The sequence below is a fragment of the Polaromonas sp. genome, assembly GCF_013817205.1.
In the GTDB taxonomy this organism is placed as follows: Bacteria; Pseudomonadota; Gammaproteobacteria; order Burkholderiales; family Burkholderiaceae_C; genus Polaromonas.
Genome location: NZ_JACDDD010000047.1, coordinates 1 through 15,347 on the forward strand (window position 1 = coordinate 1; position 15,347 = coordinate 15,347).

Consider the following 15,347-nt stretch of genomic DNA (forward strand, 5'->3'; position numbering starts at 1 on the left):
AGGCTATGGACACGGCCTTGGGCATCATCAATGCTCATCCCGATAAGGTCGACGGCATCAAAATTTCACTCCTCGACAAAGACAAAGAAATTGCGATGCGGAGGCGTTTGCCCGCGGGCGTGCGCATGTACACCGGCGACGATTTTAATTACGCCGAACTGATCGCGGGTGACGGCCACGGCAGCGATCTGTTCCACGGCCAAAGTGACGCACTGCTGGGCATCTTCGACGCAATTGCGCCGGCTGCCAGCGCGGCGCTGGGCGCGCTGGCACAGGGCAATGTGGAGAAGTTCCACGCCATCCTCGGCCCCACCGTGCCGCTGTCGCGCCACATCTTTGCAGCGCCTACGCGTTTCTACAAAACCGGCGTGGTGTTCATGGCCTGGCTCAACGGCCACCAGAGCCACTTCACCATGGTCGGCGGTCAGCAGAGCACGCGCTCGCTGCAGCATTTCGCCGAGCTGTTTCGGCTGGCTGACGCGGCGAATCTGCTGGAGCACCCAGACCTCGCCGTGCAACGGATGAAAACGCTGTTGTCGCTGCACGGTGTCCAGCCATGAGGGATTTTTCCCGGGACCACCGCTGGCTCTCCATCAACACCGCCACCGTACGTAAAAACCGTGGCGCGGAGCAGCCGCTGACCGCCATCATTGAAGCCTGCGCGAAACGCGGCATCCGGGCGATCTCAACCTGGCGCGACCAGGTAGCCGCCGCCGGCCTGCCGGTCATCTCGAAACTGGTCAAGGACCATGCGCTGGAACTGTCCGGTTACTGCCGCGGCGGCATGTTCCCTGCCTTTGATGCTGCCGGCATCAAGGCCGCTCACGATGACAACCGCCGCGCGGTAGACGAAGCCTGCGAGCTCAACGCTGCCTGCCTGGTGCTGGTGGTCGGTGCCCTGCCCGGCGCGCTTGCCGGCAAGGCCATACACAAGGACATCGCGCTGTCGCGCACCCAAGTCAGCGACGGCATTGCCGAGCTACTGGAATATTCAAAAGCGAACAGGATGCCACTGGCCATCGAGCCGCTGCACCCGATGTATGCCGCCGACCGCGCTTGCATCAACACCATGGAACAGGCCCTGGACATTTGCGATGCGCTTGATCCCGGCCGCAGTGGCGCACTGGGTGTGGCGGTGGACGTGTACCACGTCTGGTGGGATCCCAAGCTCGAAGCACAGATCCAGCGCGCGGGCAGGGAGAGGTTGATGGCCTTCCACGTCTGCGACTGGCTGACACCCACCACCGACCTGCTCAACGATCGGGGCATGATGGGTGACGGCGTGATCGACATCCCGAAGATACGCGGATGGATGGAAGACCAAGGTTTCGCCGGCTACAGCGAAGTGGAAATTTTTTCCTCTGGCAACTGGTGGCAACGCGAGTCGGCGGAGGTACTTGACACCTGCATAGCCCGGCACCGCAGCGCGGTATAGACTCACTCCCTTTCTGACAGCCAGCTGCATGGCGGGCAACCAGGGTGGCGGCACAGAGCATGTGCAGCAGCAAGCCATCCCATGATAGGGAGTATTTATGTTGCTGAAGGTAGGAGAGCTTGCAGCGCGAACCGGCCTGACCGTGCGCACGCTGCACCACTACGACACCATCGGTCTGCTCAGGCCCTCGGCCCGCACCGATGCCGGATACCGTCTGTACAGTCGCAGTGACGTCGCACGCCTGCACGGCATCCAGGCGCTGCAACAGCTAGGCCTGCCGCTCAATCAAATTGGCAGCATGCTCGACGGCGATGGCACTGCGCTTCCCGCCATCATCGCGCAGCAAATCGAGGCGTTGAACCAGGAGGTTTCCAGGGCTGGCGCACTGCGCGCCAGCCTGGGTCTGCTGCAGGAACGGCTGTCCACCGGTGGACAGCCAGACATCGGCGACTGGCTGGGTACGCTGGCACTCATGACCACTTACGGCAAGTATTTCAGCCCTGCCGAGCAAAAAACCATCTTTACCAATTGGGACCAGATTGCTGACAAGTGGCCTCCCCTGCTGGCGGAGGTGCGCAGTGCCATGGACCGCGGCGTGCCGCCAGACAGCCTGGAGCTCCAGCCCCTGGCCCACCGGTGGATGACCTTGATGCTGCACTGGATGGACGGCGACTTTGACCTGCTTGAACGTTGGGACTACATGTACCAACGCGAGCCGGTGGCGCAACAGCAGGAGGGCCCGGGCCAGGACATGATCACCTACATCAGTCAACCCATCAAGCAACGCCTGGCGGTGCTGGGCAAGTACCTCCAGGCTGATGAATTGAAACGGCTGGGCAAGGTTTCGCAAGACGAGTGGCAACACCTCTCGCGGGGCACCCGAAAGCTGATGCAGCAAGGTGCACCGGCCCACAGCCCCGAAGCCCAGATGCTGGCCCGGGAATGCGATAGGCTCCTGGAAAGGTTGTCAGGCCACGACAGCGCCATACGCGCCAAATTGGTGGCAGCACATGCCAACGAACCTGTGCTGCAGGCGGCAGCTGTGCTCGATCCAGAGGTACGCGATTTTTTACGAAACGCCTTGACCCTCACGTGACGTGAGGCTCTACAGTCTGCGGCCATCAACACAAAAAGCCGTATGCAGACACCTCCGCCCTCCCCCTCCTCAACATCCAGCTCTCATTCGGGCACGCGTTTCGGCGCCCATGTCGAGTCGACGTCCGGTCCCAATGACGGGCGTTCACGGCTTGTCCGTGATCGTAATTTCCGGTGGATGCTCAGCGGCGCTGTGGTGTCCATGCTGGGCGACCAGTTCACGCTGATTGCCCTGCCATGGTTGGTGCTGAAGATGACGGGGGACCCGCTTGTCCTGGGCACGGTGCTGGCGCTCATCAGCGTGCCGCGAGCCCTTTTCATGCTGATAGGCGGCGCGCTGGTTGACCGCCACTCTCCCAAGCGTGTGCTCATGCTGACCAAATATGTGAACACGGCGCTGCTCGGCTTGCTTGCAGCGCTGGTGCTTGTCGATGGATTGACGCTCTGGATGACGTACTTGTTGGCGTTTGCCATCGGACTGTCCACGGCATTCAGCATCCCGTCGGGCACGGCGATGCTGCCATCGGTTGTCCCGCCAGAACAATTGCAGGCCGCCAACAGCATCATGCTGGGCCTGCGCCAGGCTTCGATGTTTCTGGGCCCGCTGCTGGCCGGTGTTCTGATTGCGCTGTCTGGCGACGGCGCACCCGGATCGGCAGAAGCGACCCGCGGCACCGGCGTGGCCTTTGCACTGGACGCTTTCAGTTTTGCCCTCTCGGCATGGACACTGTCCAAAGTGATCCCCCTCACCGGGCGTAGCCAGGCTGCGCCTCAAGCTGTTTTTTCTGCGGTGGCCGAAGGACTGCGTTTTTTCTGGCGCGACAACGCGTTGCGCGCCTGTTTTCTCTATTGGGGCGCCATCGCGCTACTCATCCACGGGCCGGTCCAGATTGCCCTGCCGCTGCTGGCAACACAGCTCGACCTGGGCGCCGCAGCCTTCGGCATCATGCTGGGCGCGCACGGCGCGGGCACGCTGGCTGGCATGGTGGTTTCGGGCATCAAACCCCGGATGCGGGTCGGGACCCTGGGGCTGACCTTGCTGCTGGTTGACGCGGCGATTGGCTTGCTGTTTGTTCCCATGGGGCAAATCACCAACACCTGGCAAGGCGCCTTGCTGATGGGGACTATTGGACTGCTCGGCGGGTTCATGCAGGTGGCCGTCTTCACCTGGATACAGCGGCGCGTGCCGCAGGCCATGCTGGGACGGGCGATGAGCCTGTTCATGTTCATCTTCATGGGACTGGCCCCCATGTCAGCCGCGGTGGCAGGTTGGCTGATGCGCAGCATCACGCTGGGCCAGTTGTTCGCCGGAAGCGGCATGGTACTGGTGGGCTTGGTGCTGGTGGCCTTGGCCACCTCACGGATTCGCCATCTCACCGATGCGTAGCCGGCCATCCGCCCAAGGCCTGAGCAGCCGACGAGGGAATGTCAAATGCGGGGGGGTCACGCGCTGTAAAGTGCGCGCTGACCGGTCTTTTTCAGCGTTGTGAAGAGGCGTTTGACTCCCGCGATGCGGCAGGGCAGCAAGAAGCCCACACCTGCTGCCGCAGGTAGACTGTTGGAATGAAACCTTCACCATGACCCTCAGCGCTTCTGGCGCCGCCAACCGCCGCGGCATTGTCTGCATGGTGGGTGCCATGGGCTGCTTTGTCACCAATGATGCACTGGTCAAGTTCGCCAGCCAGAGCATGCCCAGCGCGCAACTGATCTTTATCCGGGGCTTGATGTCGGTGCTGCTGGTACTGGCCGTCGTCCACGCGCTGGGCGCCACCCCCCGCATGCGCGAGGCCACACGCGGTTGGGTGGCGGGCCGCGCGCTGGTCGATGCCATCGCCACCATGCTCTACCTGGGCGCGTTGTTTCACATGCCGATCGGCAATGCCACCGCGATCAACCTTGCCGCACCGCTGTTCATGACGCTGTTTGCGGCGCTCTTCATGGCTGAGCGGGTGCGCGGCGCGCGCTGGCTGGCGGTCTGTTTCGGCTTTCTCGGTGTGTTGCTGGTGATCCAGCCGCGCGCCGAAGGTTTTAACGCATGGGCGCTGGTCTGCCTGCTGGGCACGCTGTTCCATGCGGCGCGCGACCTGATGACGCGGCGCATCCACGCCGGCATCCCGTCCATTTTGATCACGCTGTCCACCGCCGTTGCGGTCACCGTGGTGTCCGGCCTGAGTTCACTGATGCAGGGTTGGCAACCTTTCGGCTCGTTCGAGTTCGGCCTGCTCGCGCTGGCTTCGGGGTTTCTCACCGCTGGTTATTACTTCATCATCAGCAGCATGCGCCACGGTGAGATGACGCTGATCGCGCCTTTTCGTTACACCGGCCTGCTGTTTGCGCTGGCGCTGGGTTACGCTGTGTGGGGCGAGGTGCCGAACACGCTGGCCTGGTTCGGCATCGCGCTGCTGATTGCCTCGGGTCTGTACGTGCTGGTCAACGAAAAGCGGCGCGCGCCCCGCGTGCCCGCCTCATCCGGGTGAGCAGGCATGCGTGGACCTTCCATCGACTTAATGACAGCCGCGACACAATGGTTTGCCCGCTACCGCCCCGCCGTTCGAGCTGCAGCCTGCCAGTGCCAGGGTTCGCCTGCTCAGTGGCCCCCGCATCGGCATTTCAAAGGCGGTGGATGAGCCCTGGCGCTTCGGGCTGGCGGGCTCCCGTTTCCTCAGCCGGCCATTTCCCCGCGAAGATTGAGGCCAACGCAAAACCCTGTCGACGCGAATTATTCCGTTAAAGTTTCGGGATTGTTTGTTGACTTCAAGCGGAGTTGCTTATGCAAATCAAGTTCTGGTTGGGATGGATCACTGCGGTCTGCTTTTCAGGGATGGTCTGTGCACAGAGTTATGAAGCCCTGGTTCGAACAGGCGCCGGCATGTCTCCAGACCTGACATTTCCCACCGAGGCCAAAGAGCTTTCCATGTTCAGCCCCCATGGCATGGCCATCTTCAAGCCAGCCGGCGCGGGGCCGTTTCCGGCCGTGGTGCTGCATCACAGCTGCGGCGGCATCCGGACCGAAATCAGGGAGTGGGCCAAGCTGGCCCTGGAAAGAGGGTATGTGGTCTTCGTACTGGACAGCCTGGGTCCCAGGGGCCTGAAAACCAATTGTTTCCCACCGACGCCGGTACCGACCTCCCGCGGCACAAAGGACGCGTTCCAGGCCCTCAAACATCTGAAAACTTTTCCATTTGTTGACAGCTCGCGCGTAGGGTTGGTGGGTTTTTCCTGGGGGGCCATGGTTGGCTTGATGGCAAGCAGCAACGAAGTCGCCAGCGTGCTTTCGCAAGGTGAGCGTTTTGCGGCCGCGGTGAGCTTCTACCCAATGTGCTACTTCGGGGGCAATCCGCAAAACCCGGCGACGGTCGAATACCTGCGTGCCGACACCGACAGGCCCTTGCTGGTTCTGATGGGCGACCAGGACAATGAAACGCCACCCGCCGACTGTTTGCCCCGGCTCGAAGCACTGAACAAACAGGGCGCCCCTGTCGAATGGCATCTCTATGCGTCAGCCACCCATTGCTGGGACTGCTCGTCGCGCCACAATTTCAGAAAAACCGATTTCCAGGGCAATTCAGTGGTGTACCACTACAGCAAGGAAATCACGGCCGACTCGGCACGCCGCACCTTTGATTTCCTGGCAAAACGAATGGAGCCGCGCAAGTAGCTGCGCCGACAAGCTTGAGTCGTCTGGAGCCCTTGGCATTCACCGAAGTACGACGGCACTCTTGAGCAGAGCAACCAGTTCCGTCTGCCGGCTGGTACTTGTTCTGGAAAAAACACTTTTCAACTGACTGCGAACGGTCTCAAGGCTGACATCCAACTCATCGGCCGCTTCGCTGAGGGTGGCACCTCTGAGCAGCAACTGCGCCAGTCGGCACTCTGCGGGGGTCAACGCGTACATCAGGGAAATCGCCCTCATCTGCGGGACTGTAACGCTGGCCGGGTCAGAGATGGTGAGTACAAAACGGTCCGCCCCCTCCTGTTGCAGCAAGGTCTGGTCAGCCTGCAATTTACGCAGGATCAGCTGCAGCGAGGCCTTGCCCGACGGCCTCACGACAATCATCGCGGCATCGGGACCCGTAGGGTGGGCCGTGGCGCCAGGCGCTGGCCCGGTCAATGCATTGCTGCGGTTCAGCATGGCGCGGAAATGGCGCTGTGACTTGATGTCCTGCAGTTGCAGGCGATCCCCCTTCAAGGTGATGCCGTCTGCACTTCGCAAGAGCTCGAACGCGGCGTCGTTCGCAACGACCACTGCACCCTCGGTATCGCATACCAGCGCTGCGTATCCCATGGCATTGAGCAGCGCCCGCATCATCGTCCACTGGTCGTACAACGCCATGTTGCCGCGCTGCAGTTCAAGGGCTCGCTGCCAATGCGGCGTCAGGCGCTCAAGGACGGCCAGTGCCGCACCATCCAGAGGCAGTTGCTCGACCCCGCTGTGGATGCCGATCATCCCGATGTGCGAATCGTTGTCAAAGATGCGCGTTCCGGTGTTCCATCGGAAGCCGTAGGGGATAAGAAAGTCTTGGTAGAAGGGCGACTTCTCAACCAGCCCGGGCGCAATGTAGCGATGGCACTGAACCCACTCGCCGACAGGCAAGGTCATGGCATATTGGGCACGCGGGTCCATGACCCCGTAGCGTTCAACATAGTCGAAGTCCGCCATGGGAGACGTGCCGGCACTCACAGCCATGACGGCGGTCCCGCGCTTTCTATCGACGATGGTAAGAGAACCCGCCTTCGCTGACACAGCGGCAACCGTCGCCGCCAATGCTTCCTTCAGCAACACCGGATCACGCGCAGCTTCGTAGATCAGTCCCAGCAAGTCGTCGTACGAGCGAACTGCCGGCGCGGAACGCACCACCTCCATCGAAGACTCCCATTGAGTTTGTGTCATCGGTATCACCTCTTGCAGCAATGCCGCATCCCCCGTTCGGGTGAAGACGCCCGCCTTAATTGTCGCGAGCATAGTCATACATTTTTCTTACCTCTCGAATTTCAACATGATGAGCGTTGCATTTGGCTGCGTTGGCCCAGTGGGCAAGGACGCGTTTGCTACCGAACTTGTTCGGCTGCACAACCGCAAGTCTGCGCGCTTTTCGGCGAAATTCACGGTCTGCCAAACAGCGGTCCCGCAAATGCGGTACCCCGGACACGCGTCCCCCGTGCAGGTGATGCGCCGTGGTTGCCCGTCCGCTACCGTGCGACCATGCTTGATGACGCGGCGCTGAACCGGATGATCCTGACCGCTTACGAGGCGGCCAGCGACGCCGGCCGCTGGAACGCTTTGCTGGAAGACCTGCGGCGCTCCTTCGGCGCCACCTCGGCACACTTGCGGGCTACCCCCGACACCCCTGAGCCGCAGACTTCATGGTGGGTGGAAGACGGCATCGACGCGCAGGTGAAGTCGGCCTACGCCCAACGCTGGGGCGCTGAGGACCCCTGGGCCCTGCACCCGCGCGGCCATAAGGTGTCCACCGCCGGGCGCTGCTTTATCGGCAGCGATATCCTGCCTTGGCAAGAGCTCGAACGGACAGCCTTCTTCAGCGACTTTGGTCGGCAGGCGGGTCTGAAAGGCGTCATGACCGCGCTGGTGGAAGACGGGAAGGGGCCGACCGACACACCGCCAATCAGGTTGGCGCTGTTTCGCGATGGCGTGCTGCCGGAGTTCGATCATGCGCAACTGCGGGCTTTCCAGGCGCTGCAACCGGCGCTGCGGCGCGCGCTCAACAGTTTCTGGGCCGTCCGCCGCCTTCAGGTGCAGGCCAAGGAGGTGGAGCAGACGCTTGATGCGATGCCCTATCCGGTGTTTGTGCTGCGCCGCGACGGCCTGCTGGAATACCGCAACGCCGCGGCCCGCCTGCACCATACCCTGGGTGCAGTGCATATCAGCGCCGGCCGCATCGCTGGCATCGCGCAGATCGCCGGCAGCCGCTGGCTGGACCTTCTCAATGCTGCCGCAGCGGGACTGGCCCCGCAGCCGGCCCTGTGGATGCCGGGTCCGGCCGGAATTACCACCGCGACGCTCATGCTTTCCCGCATAGGCCCCGAGTCTCCCTTCATCACCCACTGGCCGCGCGCCGAGATCCTGATGATGATGCAAGCAGACAACGCCGAACGCACCCGCCTGGCGCGATTGGAAGCGCTGGCCAGCCAGTACCGACTTACTGCCGCAGAAGTTCGTGTGCTCGGGCACTTGGCCGAAGGAGTTGCGGCGGAAGACATCGCCCTGGCCCAGGGTGTGCGTGTCTCTACGATCCGCACGCACATACGCCACCTTCTGGAAAAGACCTACACACGGCGGTTGGTCGACCTGGTTCGGGTGGTGGGGTGAGGCGCACACATCCTCCCGCATCCGCGCTACCCCATCCGGGCGATTGGGCAAAAGCGTGGTCACACCAATACTGGCTGCATGAACATAAACCCAGGAACCGGTGTGCTGTCATCCACAACTTTGTGGATTCCCGCCGGGGGTCGCTCTGTAAAACTGGTTACGACATGAATCACGATTCGCGCGCGCTCACCACCCTTCATACCAAAACTCAAAATGTCCCTGCTATCCGCTGAAATCGCGATCCAACCGCCCGGGCTGCAGGCCGGCGTCCTGGCTGAGATCCAGCGCCTGTGTCGCGCTGGGGGGCCGCAGCCGCACGAATACGGCACGCTGTATGACTACTCGACGCACTTGCAGGAGCAACTGCGCGCGGGCGTGATCGGCAAGCCGGAAGTCGCAGCGCTGCGGGACGCATTCGGCCCCGCCATGGGCGCGGGCACCGTGCCGGGGCGCGCGTGGCTCAAGCCGCACGGCTATGCCGGTGACTTCCAGATCATCGACGACATTTACACGCAACGTGTATCGGACGACCCGATGCTGCGCGCATGGGATGAATGCTTTCATGCCGGCCTTGCGCCTCGGGCCGTACGCAACCGCAAGGGCTACTTCAAGCAGTTGCTGTCGCAGTACGCTGGCAAGCACGCAGGCCCCGGGCCCTTGCGGGTTCTGAACGTGGCCTCGGGGCCTTGCCGCGATGTGGCCGAGTATTTCGAGCAGTCGCATTCGGCGCGGGTCCACATCACCTGCCTGGATCAGGACGCGGATGCCATTGCGCATGCACGCCGGCTGTGCAGACCCTTTGCGGCCAGCGTGGACTTCGTGCAAGGCAATGCGCTCAAGTTTTCAAGCGAACGCAAATACGACCTGATATGGAGCGCGGGCCTTTTTGACTATTTCAACGATGAGTGGTTTGTTGCCGCGCTCAAACGCCTTGCCAGGGGGCTGACCCGGGACGGCAGCCTCGTCGTCGGCAATTTCTCGCCGTCCAACCCTCAGCGCGCATACATGGAAGTCTTCTGCGAGTGGGAACTGCATCACCGCAGCTCTGAGCAACTGCTGGCGCTGGCGGAGCGGGCGGGACTACACGACGCGACCATTGGGCAAGAGGCGTTAGGAATCAATCTTTTCATTCACGCGCGAACCGGTACTCAGACCTCATGACTTCGCAAAAAGCCTGGCCCAGTTTTCCAGCCATGCCATACCGCAAAAAAAGTGGCGTCAGACAAATTTTCTTGATTGTATTTTTTAGGAGGTCTGTATGAGTTTCATTCAAAAAATGGTTCAAGTGGCGACTGAAGAGTGGGAGTTCTTTGGTAAACAGGAATTCGGTGTAGATGGAAAAGCCATACGCAACGGCATGAGCGAGACCGACGACGGATTCTGGCAGCGGGTAGCTCTTTATTGGCGCGAAGGCACAGGCAAAAATTTGACCGGAAAGAATGATGACTATCCTTGGTCAGCGACATTCATCTCCTATGTCATGCGAAAGAGCGGCGCGGGCACGAAGTTCCGATACAGCGCACAGCATTCCGTGTACATCCGCAGTGCAATTCGAGCGCGCGCTAAGGAAGACCGCAACTACGGGTTTTGGGCGTACGGACTTTCGGAAAGAGCGCCGAAAATTGGCGATTTGGTGTGCTATGCGCGAGAGCCGGGAATCAGCCTTGATTCGCTGTCGGCCAACTACAAGTCTCATGCGGACCTTGTCGTTGGGGTATCGGAGAACTCAATCTCGGTCATCGGCGGCAATGTAGGAAATTCGGTGAGTATGAAATCACTGAAACTCAATGCCAAGGGTCGACTTGCCGACAAGCAAAAGTTATGGTTCGCCGTACTCGCCAACAAGTTCGATGATGAACTTTGAGGGGACTCGCTTGACGCCGAAAATGTATGACCTGACTGACGCTTTGCACCTGCAAGGCGATGTGTTCCAGCACGCAACTGTGGCCGGCCAGCACCTTTTGGACCGCCTCCAATCCCTAACCGACTGGGCGAATAATCGTTTGAGCCATGAGGTGGACGCGAACTGCAAAGCAACCCACGGCCGTATACAGCCACGCGCCAGCGCACACGACCGCGCGGGCAGACAAATATCGGGCGTGAACTTTGCATCACAAGACTATCTCAGCCTGTCCAGCCATCCTCAAATTGTTGCGGCTGCTCAGCATGCAGCGGCAACCCGCGGGGTTCACTCAGCGGGGTCGTCGGCACTGATGGGGCTGACCGATCTCACGTTGGAGCTGGAGCGGGAGATGGCGGCGTGGCTTGGGTACAACGACGCCACCGTATTCCCGACTGGCTGGGGTGCTGGTTACGGTGTGATCAAAGCGCTGGTGCGCCCCACCGACCATGTGGTGATTGACATGTTGGCCCATGCCTGCTTGATGGAAGGCGCGCGAGCCGCCACGCCCAACGTCCATGCGTTCGCCCACCTTTCCGCGCGCGGGCTGGAAAGCCGCCTGGCGCGGGTGCGGCGTGACCACCCAGACGACGGCATCATGGTGGTGACTGAATCGCTCTTCTCCATGGATTCCGACACGCCAGATCTACGCCACGCTGTGCGCGTTTGCCAAGAGCACGGCGCGACCCTGGTGGTGGACTGTGCGCACGACCTTGGCTGCATGGGCGCTGACGGCCTGGGGCACCTCGCGGCGCAAGGCGTTCTGGGCGAGGTCGATATTGTGATGGGCTCATTCAGCAAGACTTTCGCATCCAACGGCGGCTTTGTCGCGAGCAGCCACCCGGCGCTCAAGCTGGCGCTTCGCTTCCTCTGTGGGCCACAGACCTATACCAACGCGATGTCGCCGATCCAGGCAGCCGTGGTGCTTAAGGCACTGGAGATCGTGCGCTCTGATGAAGGCCGCGACAGGCGGGTGCGCCTGATGGACAACATCAACTACCTGCGCAGCCAGTTGGCAGACTGCGGATTCGTGACTTTAGGCGCACCTTCACCCATCGTGCCTACGATGCTGGGAGACAGCGCGCTGTCGCGTCTGGTCTGCGGTGAAACCCTGCGTGCCGGCGCCCTGGTCAATCTTGTGGAATATCCTGCCGTCTCGCGCAACACCAGCCGCTTGCGCCTGCAGGTAATGGCCGACCACAGCGAGGCGGATATCGACGAGTTTTGCACTATCCTCACTGCCGCAGGTGCAACTGCAATAGACTCACTTCGCGCCGCGCAGGAAGCCAACGCGGAAGCAATGACATGAATGAGTTATACCGGTCGACGAAAGCGCCAGGCAACGTACTAAAGCGTCTGTACGTTGCCCCGGCAAGGGCAACGCCATCGCCATCGCCATCGCCATCGCCAAAAGTCTGCTTTCCGCCAGAGCTATCCGCGCGCACAAATTGAAATGCGTTCAACCTTAGAGACGCTGCTAGGTGGAAAGGCGGATATCTGGGTAATACTTATTTATCGAAATCTGCGACATGATCGGACGCGCTTTTTCACCGCGATATTTGGCGTGGCGTTTGCCGCGCTACTCATCGCTTTTGAAGGCGGTTTGCTTGTGGGTTTTACTCACGCTGCGTCGCGCACTGTCGACGCAATTGACGCCGATATCTGGATAGCGAGAAAGGGGACAAAGTCATTTGACTTGGGTTTTGGAGTGGAACGCCGTGTGAAGTACTTAGTACGGGGCGACACGCGAATTCAGTCCGCCGGCGAGGTAGTGGTGGGCTGGGCACCCTACATAGGTCCTAACGGGGAGCCCTCATCAGTACAAATTGTGGGTATTGGAAAAGAACTCGACCACTCTATAGGGCACAAAAATGGCATTGCGGGAAGAGCTGGGCGTGACATGTTTTATACCGATAAGACTTACGTTCAATCGTTGGGTTTGTCCGCAGGGAGTCGCGTTGAAATTGCGGGTTACCAACTTTTTGCAGGCCCGGCCCTTGACGGTTATGCCTCATTTATGGGCACCCCTTTTGTTCTCAGCGATCAATTCACTGTGCAGCGAATCTTGAACTATCCGGCGGACCTCACCAGTTTTGTCGCGTTAAAGCTTTCTCGAGGCGCGTCCTTGCCAGATACCATCAAGTCGCTTCAAAACCGGTTTCCTGAGTTGGACGTGCTGTCCACTACAGAATTTTCATGGCGGTCGCGGATGTATTGGCTTCTACAAACTGGCGCTGGGGGTGCTTTGATCTTGTGCGCCCTGCTCGGCTTTGCTGTCGGACTGGCTATTGTTTCGCAAACAATCTACGCAATCACGATGGATCGTCTTGACGAGTACGCCACCCTCAAAGCGATAGGGGCACCGCAAACAGTCATACAAAAGATGATTTTCTTGCAAGCAATTATCTGCACCTGCATAGGGTCGCTCATTGGTCTCATTGCTGTTCATGGCGTAGTCGCTCTGGCCACCTTGGCGGTGGGTTGGTGTGAGCAGCCTCTGTGGATGGCCTTGGCAGTAGTGGTTACCCTGATGCCTATGAGTTTGTTGGCCGCCAATGTCGCGGCCAAACCTGCATTGCGTATTGAACCCGCAAAGGCTTTCCGTGCATAGCGTCAGAGCCGACTCGGTCAGCGTTATGCATGGTGTTGGCACCGGAAGAACAACCGCCGTAGACAACGTCAGCCAGACCTTTTCAGCGGGTGAATTCAGCGCGATCTACGGACCCAGCGGAAGTGGAAAAACAAGTTTTTTAGTCGCGCTTGGCTTGTTGCGGAGTCCGGACGCAGGATTCGTAGAAATTAGTGGCGTTAACACAAGTAGCTTCAATGAGGCGGAAAAAACCACCTTTCGACTGAAGCATCTTGGGTTTGTATTCCAGTCTCATCGCTTGATGGAAAGTTTGAATGCCATTGAAAATGTGCAGCTTGCGTTGAGTCTTCAGGGCATAGGACAGGAGGAGCAAAAACGCCGGGCCAAAGACTGCCTTGAAAAGCTCAACATGGAACACAAGGCCTCCCTGTTTCCCGCCCAGTTAAGTGGTGGGGAGCGTCAGCGTGTGGCCATTGCACGAGCCGTGGTTAACCGCCCAGAGGTGGTTTTGGCAGACGAGCCAACAGCTTCACTCGATTCGACAAATGCAAAAGCGGTTGGTGAATTGCTAAGCCAAATTTCCAAAGAAGGAACCACAGTCATTGCCGTTACCCATGATGAGGCGCTCATTCACTTTGCCGACCGCGCTATTCGCATGCGCGACGGGAGAATAGCAAATGACCAATAGACTTTTCTGGTGTTTGGTATTTACAGCGCTGATTTCTGGTTGCGGGCGTTCTCAGCTTGATGCTAAAGCCTCTGATCACACACCCCACCCGTCTGCCCCAGTATCAGCGCCGGCCAGGATAGAGGGAGCAGACCGAACCATCCAGCTTGCATCGCCGTTTCAGATGCCGGTTTTAGCTGTTCATGTGCAGCAAGGCCAGCAGATCAAGCTTGGTGACGTCGTCGCCTCTCTCGATTGCAGGGATCTCAGCTTCGATGCCAAAGCTTTAGAGGAGGAGGCAAAGTCTTTCGAGTTGGTTGCACTGAAGCTTTCCAACGGAACTCGCAAGGAAGAAATCCTTGTAGCACGTGCCCGCCATGCCGGAGCCATTGCGACACAGCAAGAGGCTAAAACTCGAGAAACGCGATTTAGCGAGCTGCATGCAAAGGGCATGGTTTCACAAGCAGCTCTTGACGATCTGAGAAAAACATCGATTGTGCAGGCGTACGAAACAAAAACAGCCGAGGCGAATTTGACCCAGGCCATGGCCGGTCCGCTAAAAGTGGAAATTGCAGCGGCACACCGCCGAGCCAGTGCCGCCTCCGCCAAAGCCAAAGCCGTGAACGAAAAGCTAAACAAGTGCGATGTCAGATCACCCGTGAATGGTACGGTTCTTCGGCTAAACGTACGAGCGGGTGAAATGACCGATGTCGCGGGAGAGGCGATAGCGCAAATTGCCGATCTGTCAGTCATGCGAGCGCGTGCTGAAGTGGATGAAAAAGACATCGCACGCATCAAGATGGGTACAACTGCAAGAGTCCGTGATGAAGCCGGCATTGACGTGCCGGCTTCAGTTGTAGAGCTTTCGCCCGTCATGGGTCGAAAGCATATCAAAACGCAAGATCCGGCTGACAAGACCGATAGGGACATAAGAGAAGTCATCGTACGTTTGGAAAAACCGCTTGCTCTTCCCATCGGGTATCGAGTGACGGTTGTTTTTGAACATGCACCTTGAACGCGCTAATACATCACCTACCTGAAACGACCCCCCACCGCGCTGAGCGACGCCCTGCGCCCAACAGAAGAAATGGTTGCATGAAACCTCCGCCCTCCCGACTAACAGCGGAAGTCAAACTCTGGCCGGCAACAATCGGCGTAGCTGCCGGAGTCGCCGCATGCGGCTTTGCCGTCGACTGGCTTGGCCTTGCGGCACACAGCTACTTGGCCTTTCCAGGATGGCTTGTCGCTATAGCCCTGGGCGGCGTAGGCGGCGGGGCGATGGGGCTGCTGGTAGCCAGCCCGCGCCCGGTCGATTAACCCCCCCCCCAGCCA

General features: G+C 59.9%; 14 protein-coding genes and 1 pseudogene. 14 read left to right on the plus strand and 1 reads right to left on the minus strand.

Annotated features, from left to right (window positions below; translation table 11 throughout):
* The 7 genes and pseudogenes from H0W47_RS11750 to H0W47_RS11780 all read left to right on the plus strand — a co-directional run.
* The coding region (locus H0W47_RS11750; RefSeq protein ID WP_296924517.1) for a DUF993 family protein at positions 1-560 on the plus strand (560 nt) is incomplete at its 5' end.
* Complete coding sequence (locus tag H0W47_RS11755; RefSeq protein WP_296924519.1) at positions 557-1,435, plus strand: sugar phosphate isomerase/epimerase; 879 nt, start codon at positions 557-559, stop codon at positions 1,433-1,435. The genes H0W47_RS11750 and H0W47_RS11755, both read left to right, overlap by 4 nt.
* Before the next feature lie 97 nt (positions 1,436-1,532).
* Positions 1,533-2,531, plus strand: coding sequence for a MerR family transcriptional regulator (locus H0W47_RS11760; RefSeq protein ID WP_296924521.1), 999 nt, complete (start codon positions 1,533-1,535; stop codon positions 2,529-2,531).
* Between the two features lie 42 nt (positions 2,532-2,573).
* Entirely contained in the window at positions 2,574-3,917 is a 1,344-nt protein-coding gene (locus H0W47_RS11765; RefSeq protein WP_296924522.1) for an MFS transporter, read from the plus strand.
* Between the two features lie 190 nt (positions 3,918-4,107).
* A complete protein-coding gene (locus H0W47_RS11770; protein ID WP_296924525.1) occupies positions 4,108-5,007 on the plus strand; it encodes a DMT family transporter in 900 nt (299 codons plus the stop codon).
* 100 nt (positions 5,008-5,107) lie between these two features.
* A pseudogene (locus H0W47_RS11775) lies at positions 5,108-5,221 on the plus strand (3-methyladenine DNA glycosylase); the annotation flags it as partial.
* A 79-nt stretch (positions 5,222-5,300) separates the two neighbouring features.
* Positions 5,301-6,188, plus strand: a complete 888-nt coding sequence (locus H0W47_RS11780) for a dienelactone hydrolase family protein (RefSeq protein ID WP_296924527.1) — start codon at positions 5,301-5,303, stop codon at positions 6,186-6,188.
* Between the two features lie 39 nt (positions 6,189-6,227).
* Here the strand turns inward: H0W47_RS11780 and H0W47_RS11785 are convergent, their stop codons facing one another.
* Positions 6,228-7,499, minus strand: coding sequence for a hypothetical protein (locus tag H0W47_RS11785; protein WP_296924529.1), 1,272 nt, complete (start codon positions 7,497-7,499; stop codon positions 6,228-6,230).
* A gap of 210 nt (positions 7,500-7,709) precedes the next feature.
* Here H0W47_RS11785 and H0W47_RS11790 point away from each other — a divergent pair, with 210 nt between their 5' ends.
* The 7 genes from H0W47_RS11790 (at position 7,710) to H0W47_RS11820 (ending at position 15,030) form a co-directional block, all read left to right on the plus strand.
* The gene (locus H0W47_RS11790; protein WP_296924531.1) at positions 7,710-8,858 is read left to right on the plus strand and encodes a LuxR C-terminal-related transcriptional regulator; all 1,149 of its coding nucleotides are present in this window, start codon (positions 7,710-7,712) and stop codon (positions 8,856-8,858) included.
* Between the two features lie 213 nt (positions 8,859-9,071).
* On the plus strand, positions 9,072-10,019 hold the full coding sequence (locus H0W47_RS11795) for a class I SAM-dependent methyltransferase (RefSeq protein ID WP_296924533.1): 948 nt from the start codon (positions 9,072-9,074) through the stop codon (positions 10,017-10,019).
* 97 nt (positions 10,020-10,116) lie between these two features.
* Positions 10,117-10,722, plus strand: coding sequence for a DUF2272 domain-containing protein (locus H0W47_RS11800; protein WP_296924535.1), 606 nt, complete (start codon positions 10,117-10,119; stop codon positions 10,720-10,722).
* Between the two features lie 22 nt (positions 10,723-10,744).
* Complete coding sequence (locus tag H0W47_RS11805) at positions 10,745-12,067, plus strand: aminotransferase class I/II-fold pyridoxal phosphate-dependent enzyme (protein ID WP_296924537.1); 1,323 nt, start codon at positions 10,745-10,747, stop codon at positions 12,065-12,067.
* Between the two features lie 144 nt (positions 12,068-12,211).
* Entirely contained in the window at positions 12,212-13,369 is a 1,158-nt protein-coding gene (locus H0W47_RS11810) for an ABC transporter permease (protein WP_296924538.1), read from the plus strand.
* Positions 13,362-14,036, plus strand: a complete 675-nt coding sequence (locus tag H0W47_RS11815) for an ABC transporter ATP-binding protein (protein ID WP_296924540.1) — start codon at positions 13,362-13,364, stop codon at positions 14,034-14,036. The genes H0W47_RS11810 and H0W47_RS11815 overlap by 8 nt, the downstream gene beginning before the upstream one ends.
* Positions 14,026-15,030, plus strand: a complete 1,005-nt coding sequence (locus H0W47_RS11820) for an HlyD family efflux transporter periplasmic adaptor subunit (RefSeq protein ID WP_296924542.1) — start codon at positions 14,026-14,028, stop codon at positions 15,028-15,030. Before H0W47_RS11815 ends, H0W47_RS11820 begins: the two co-directional genes overlap by 11 nt.
* Positions 15,031-15,347 lie beyond the last annotated feature (317 nt).

What these genes read in the sequence shown, in the direction of transcription:
- H0W47_RS11760 (WP_296924521.1), top strand. Translation starts at nt 1,533, where the DNA reads ATGTTGCTGAAGGTAGGAGAGCTTGCAGCGCGAACCGGCCTGACCGTG.
- H0W47_RS11770 (WP_296924525.1), top strand. Translation starts at nt 4,108, where the DNA reads ATGACCCTCAGCGCTTCTGGCGCCGCCAACCGCCGCGGCATTGTCTGC.
- H0W47_RS11755 (WP_296924519.1), top strand. Translation starts at nt 557, where the DNA reads ATGAGGGATTTTTCCCGGGACCACCGCTGGCTCTCCATCAACACCGCC.
- H0W47_RS11810 (WP_296924538.1), top strand. Translation starts at nt 12,212, where the DNA reads ATGCGTTCAACCTTAGAGACGCTGCTAGGTGGAAAGGCGGATATCTGG.
- H0W47_RS11765 (WP_296924522.1), top strand. Translation starts at nt 2,574, where the DNA reads ATGCAGACACCTCCGCCCTCCCCCTCCTCAACATCCAGCTCTCATTCG.
- H0W47_RS11795 (WP_296924533.1), top strand. Translation starts at nt 9,072, where the DNA reads ATGTCCCTGCTATCCGCTGAAATCGCGATCCAACCGCCCGGGCTGCAG.
- H0W47_RS11805 (WP_296924537.1), top strand. Translation starts at nt 10,745, where the DNA reads ATGTATGACCTGACTGACGCTTTGCACCTGCAAGGCGATGTGTTCCAG.
- H0W47_RS11820 (WP_296924542.1), top strand. Translation starts at nt 14,026, where the DNA reads ATGACCAATAGACTTTTCTGGTGTTTGGTATTTACAGCGCTGATTTCT.
- H0W47_RS11800 (WP_296924535.1), top strand. Translation starts at nt 10,117, where the DNA reads ATGAGTTTCATTCAAAAAATGGTTCAAGTGGCGACTGAAGAGTGGGAG.
- H0W47_RS11780 (WP_296924527.1), top strand. Translation starts at nt 5,301, where the DNA reads ATGCAAATCAAGTTCTGGTTGGGATGGATCACTGCGGTCTGCTTTTCA.
- H0W47_RS11785 (WP_296924529.1), bottom strand. Translation starts at nt 7,499, where the DNA reads ATGACTATGCTCGCGACAATTAAGGCGGGCGTCTTCACCCGAACGGGG.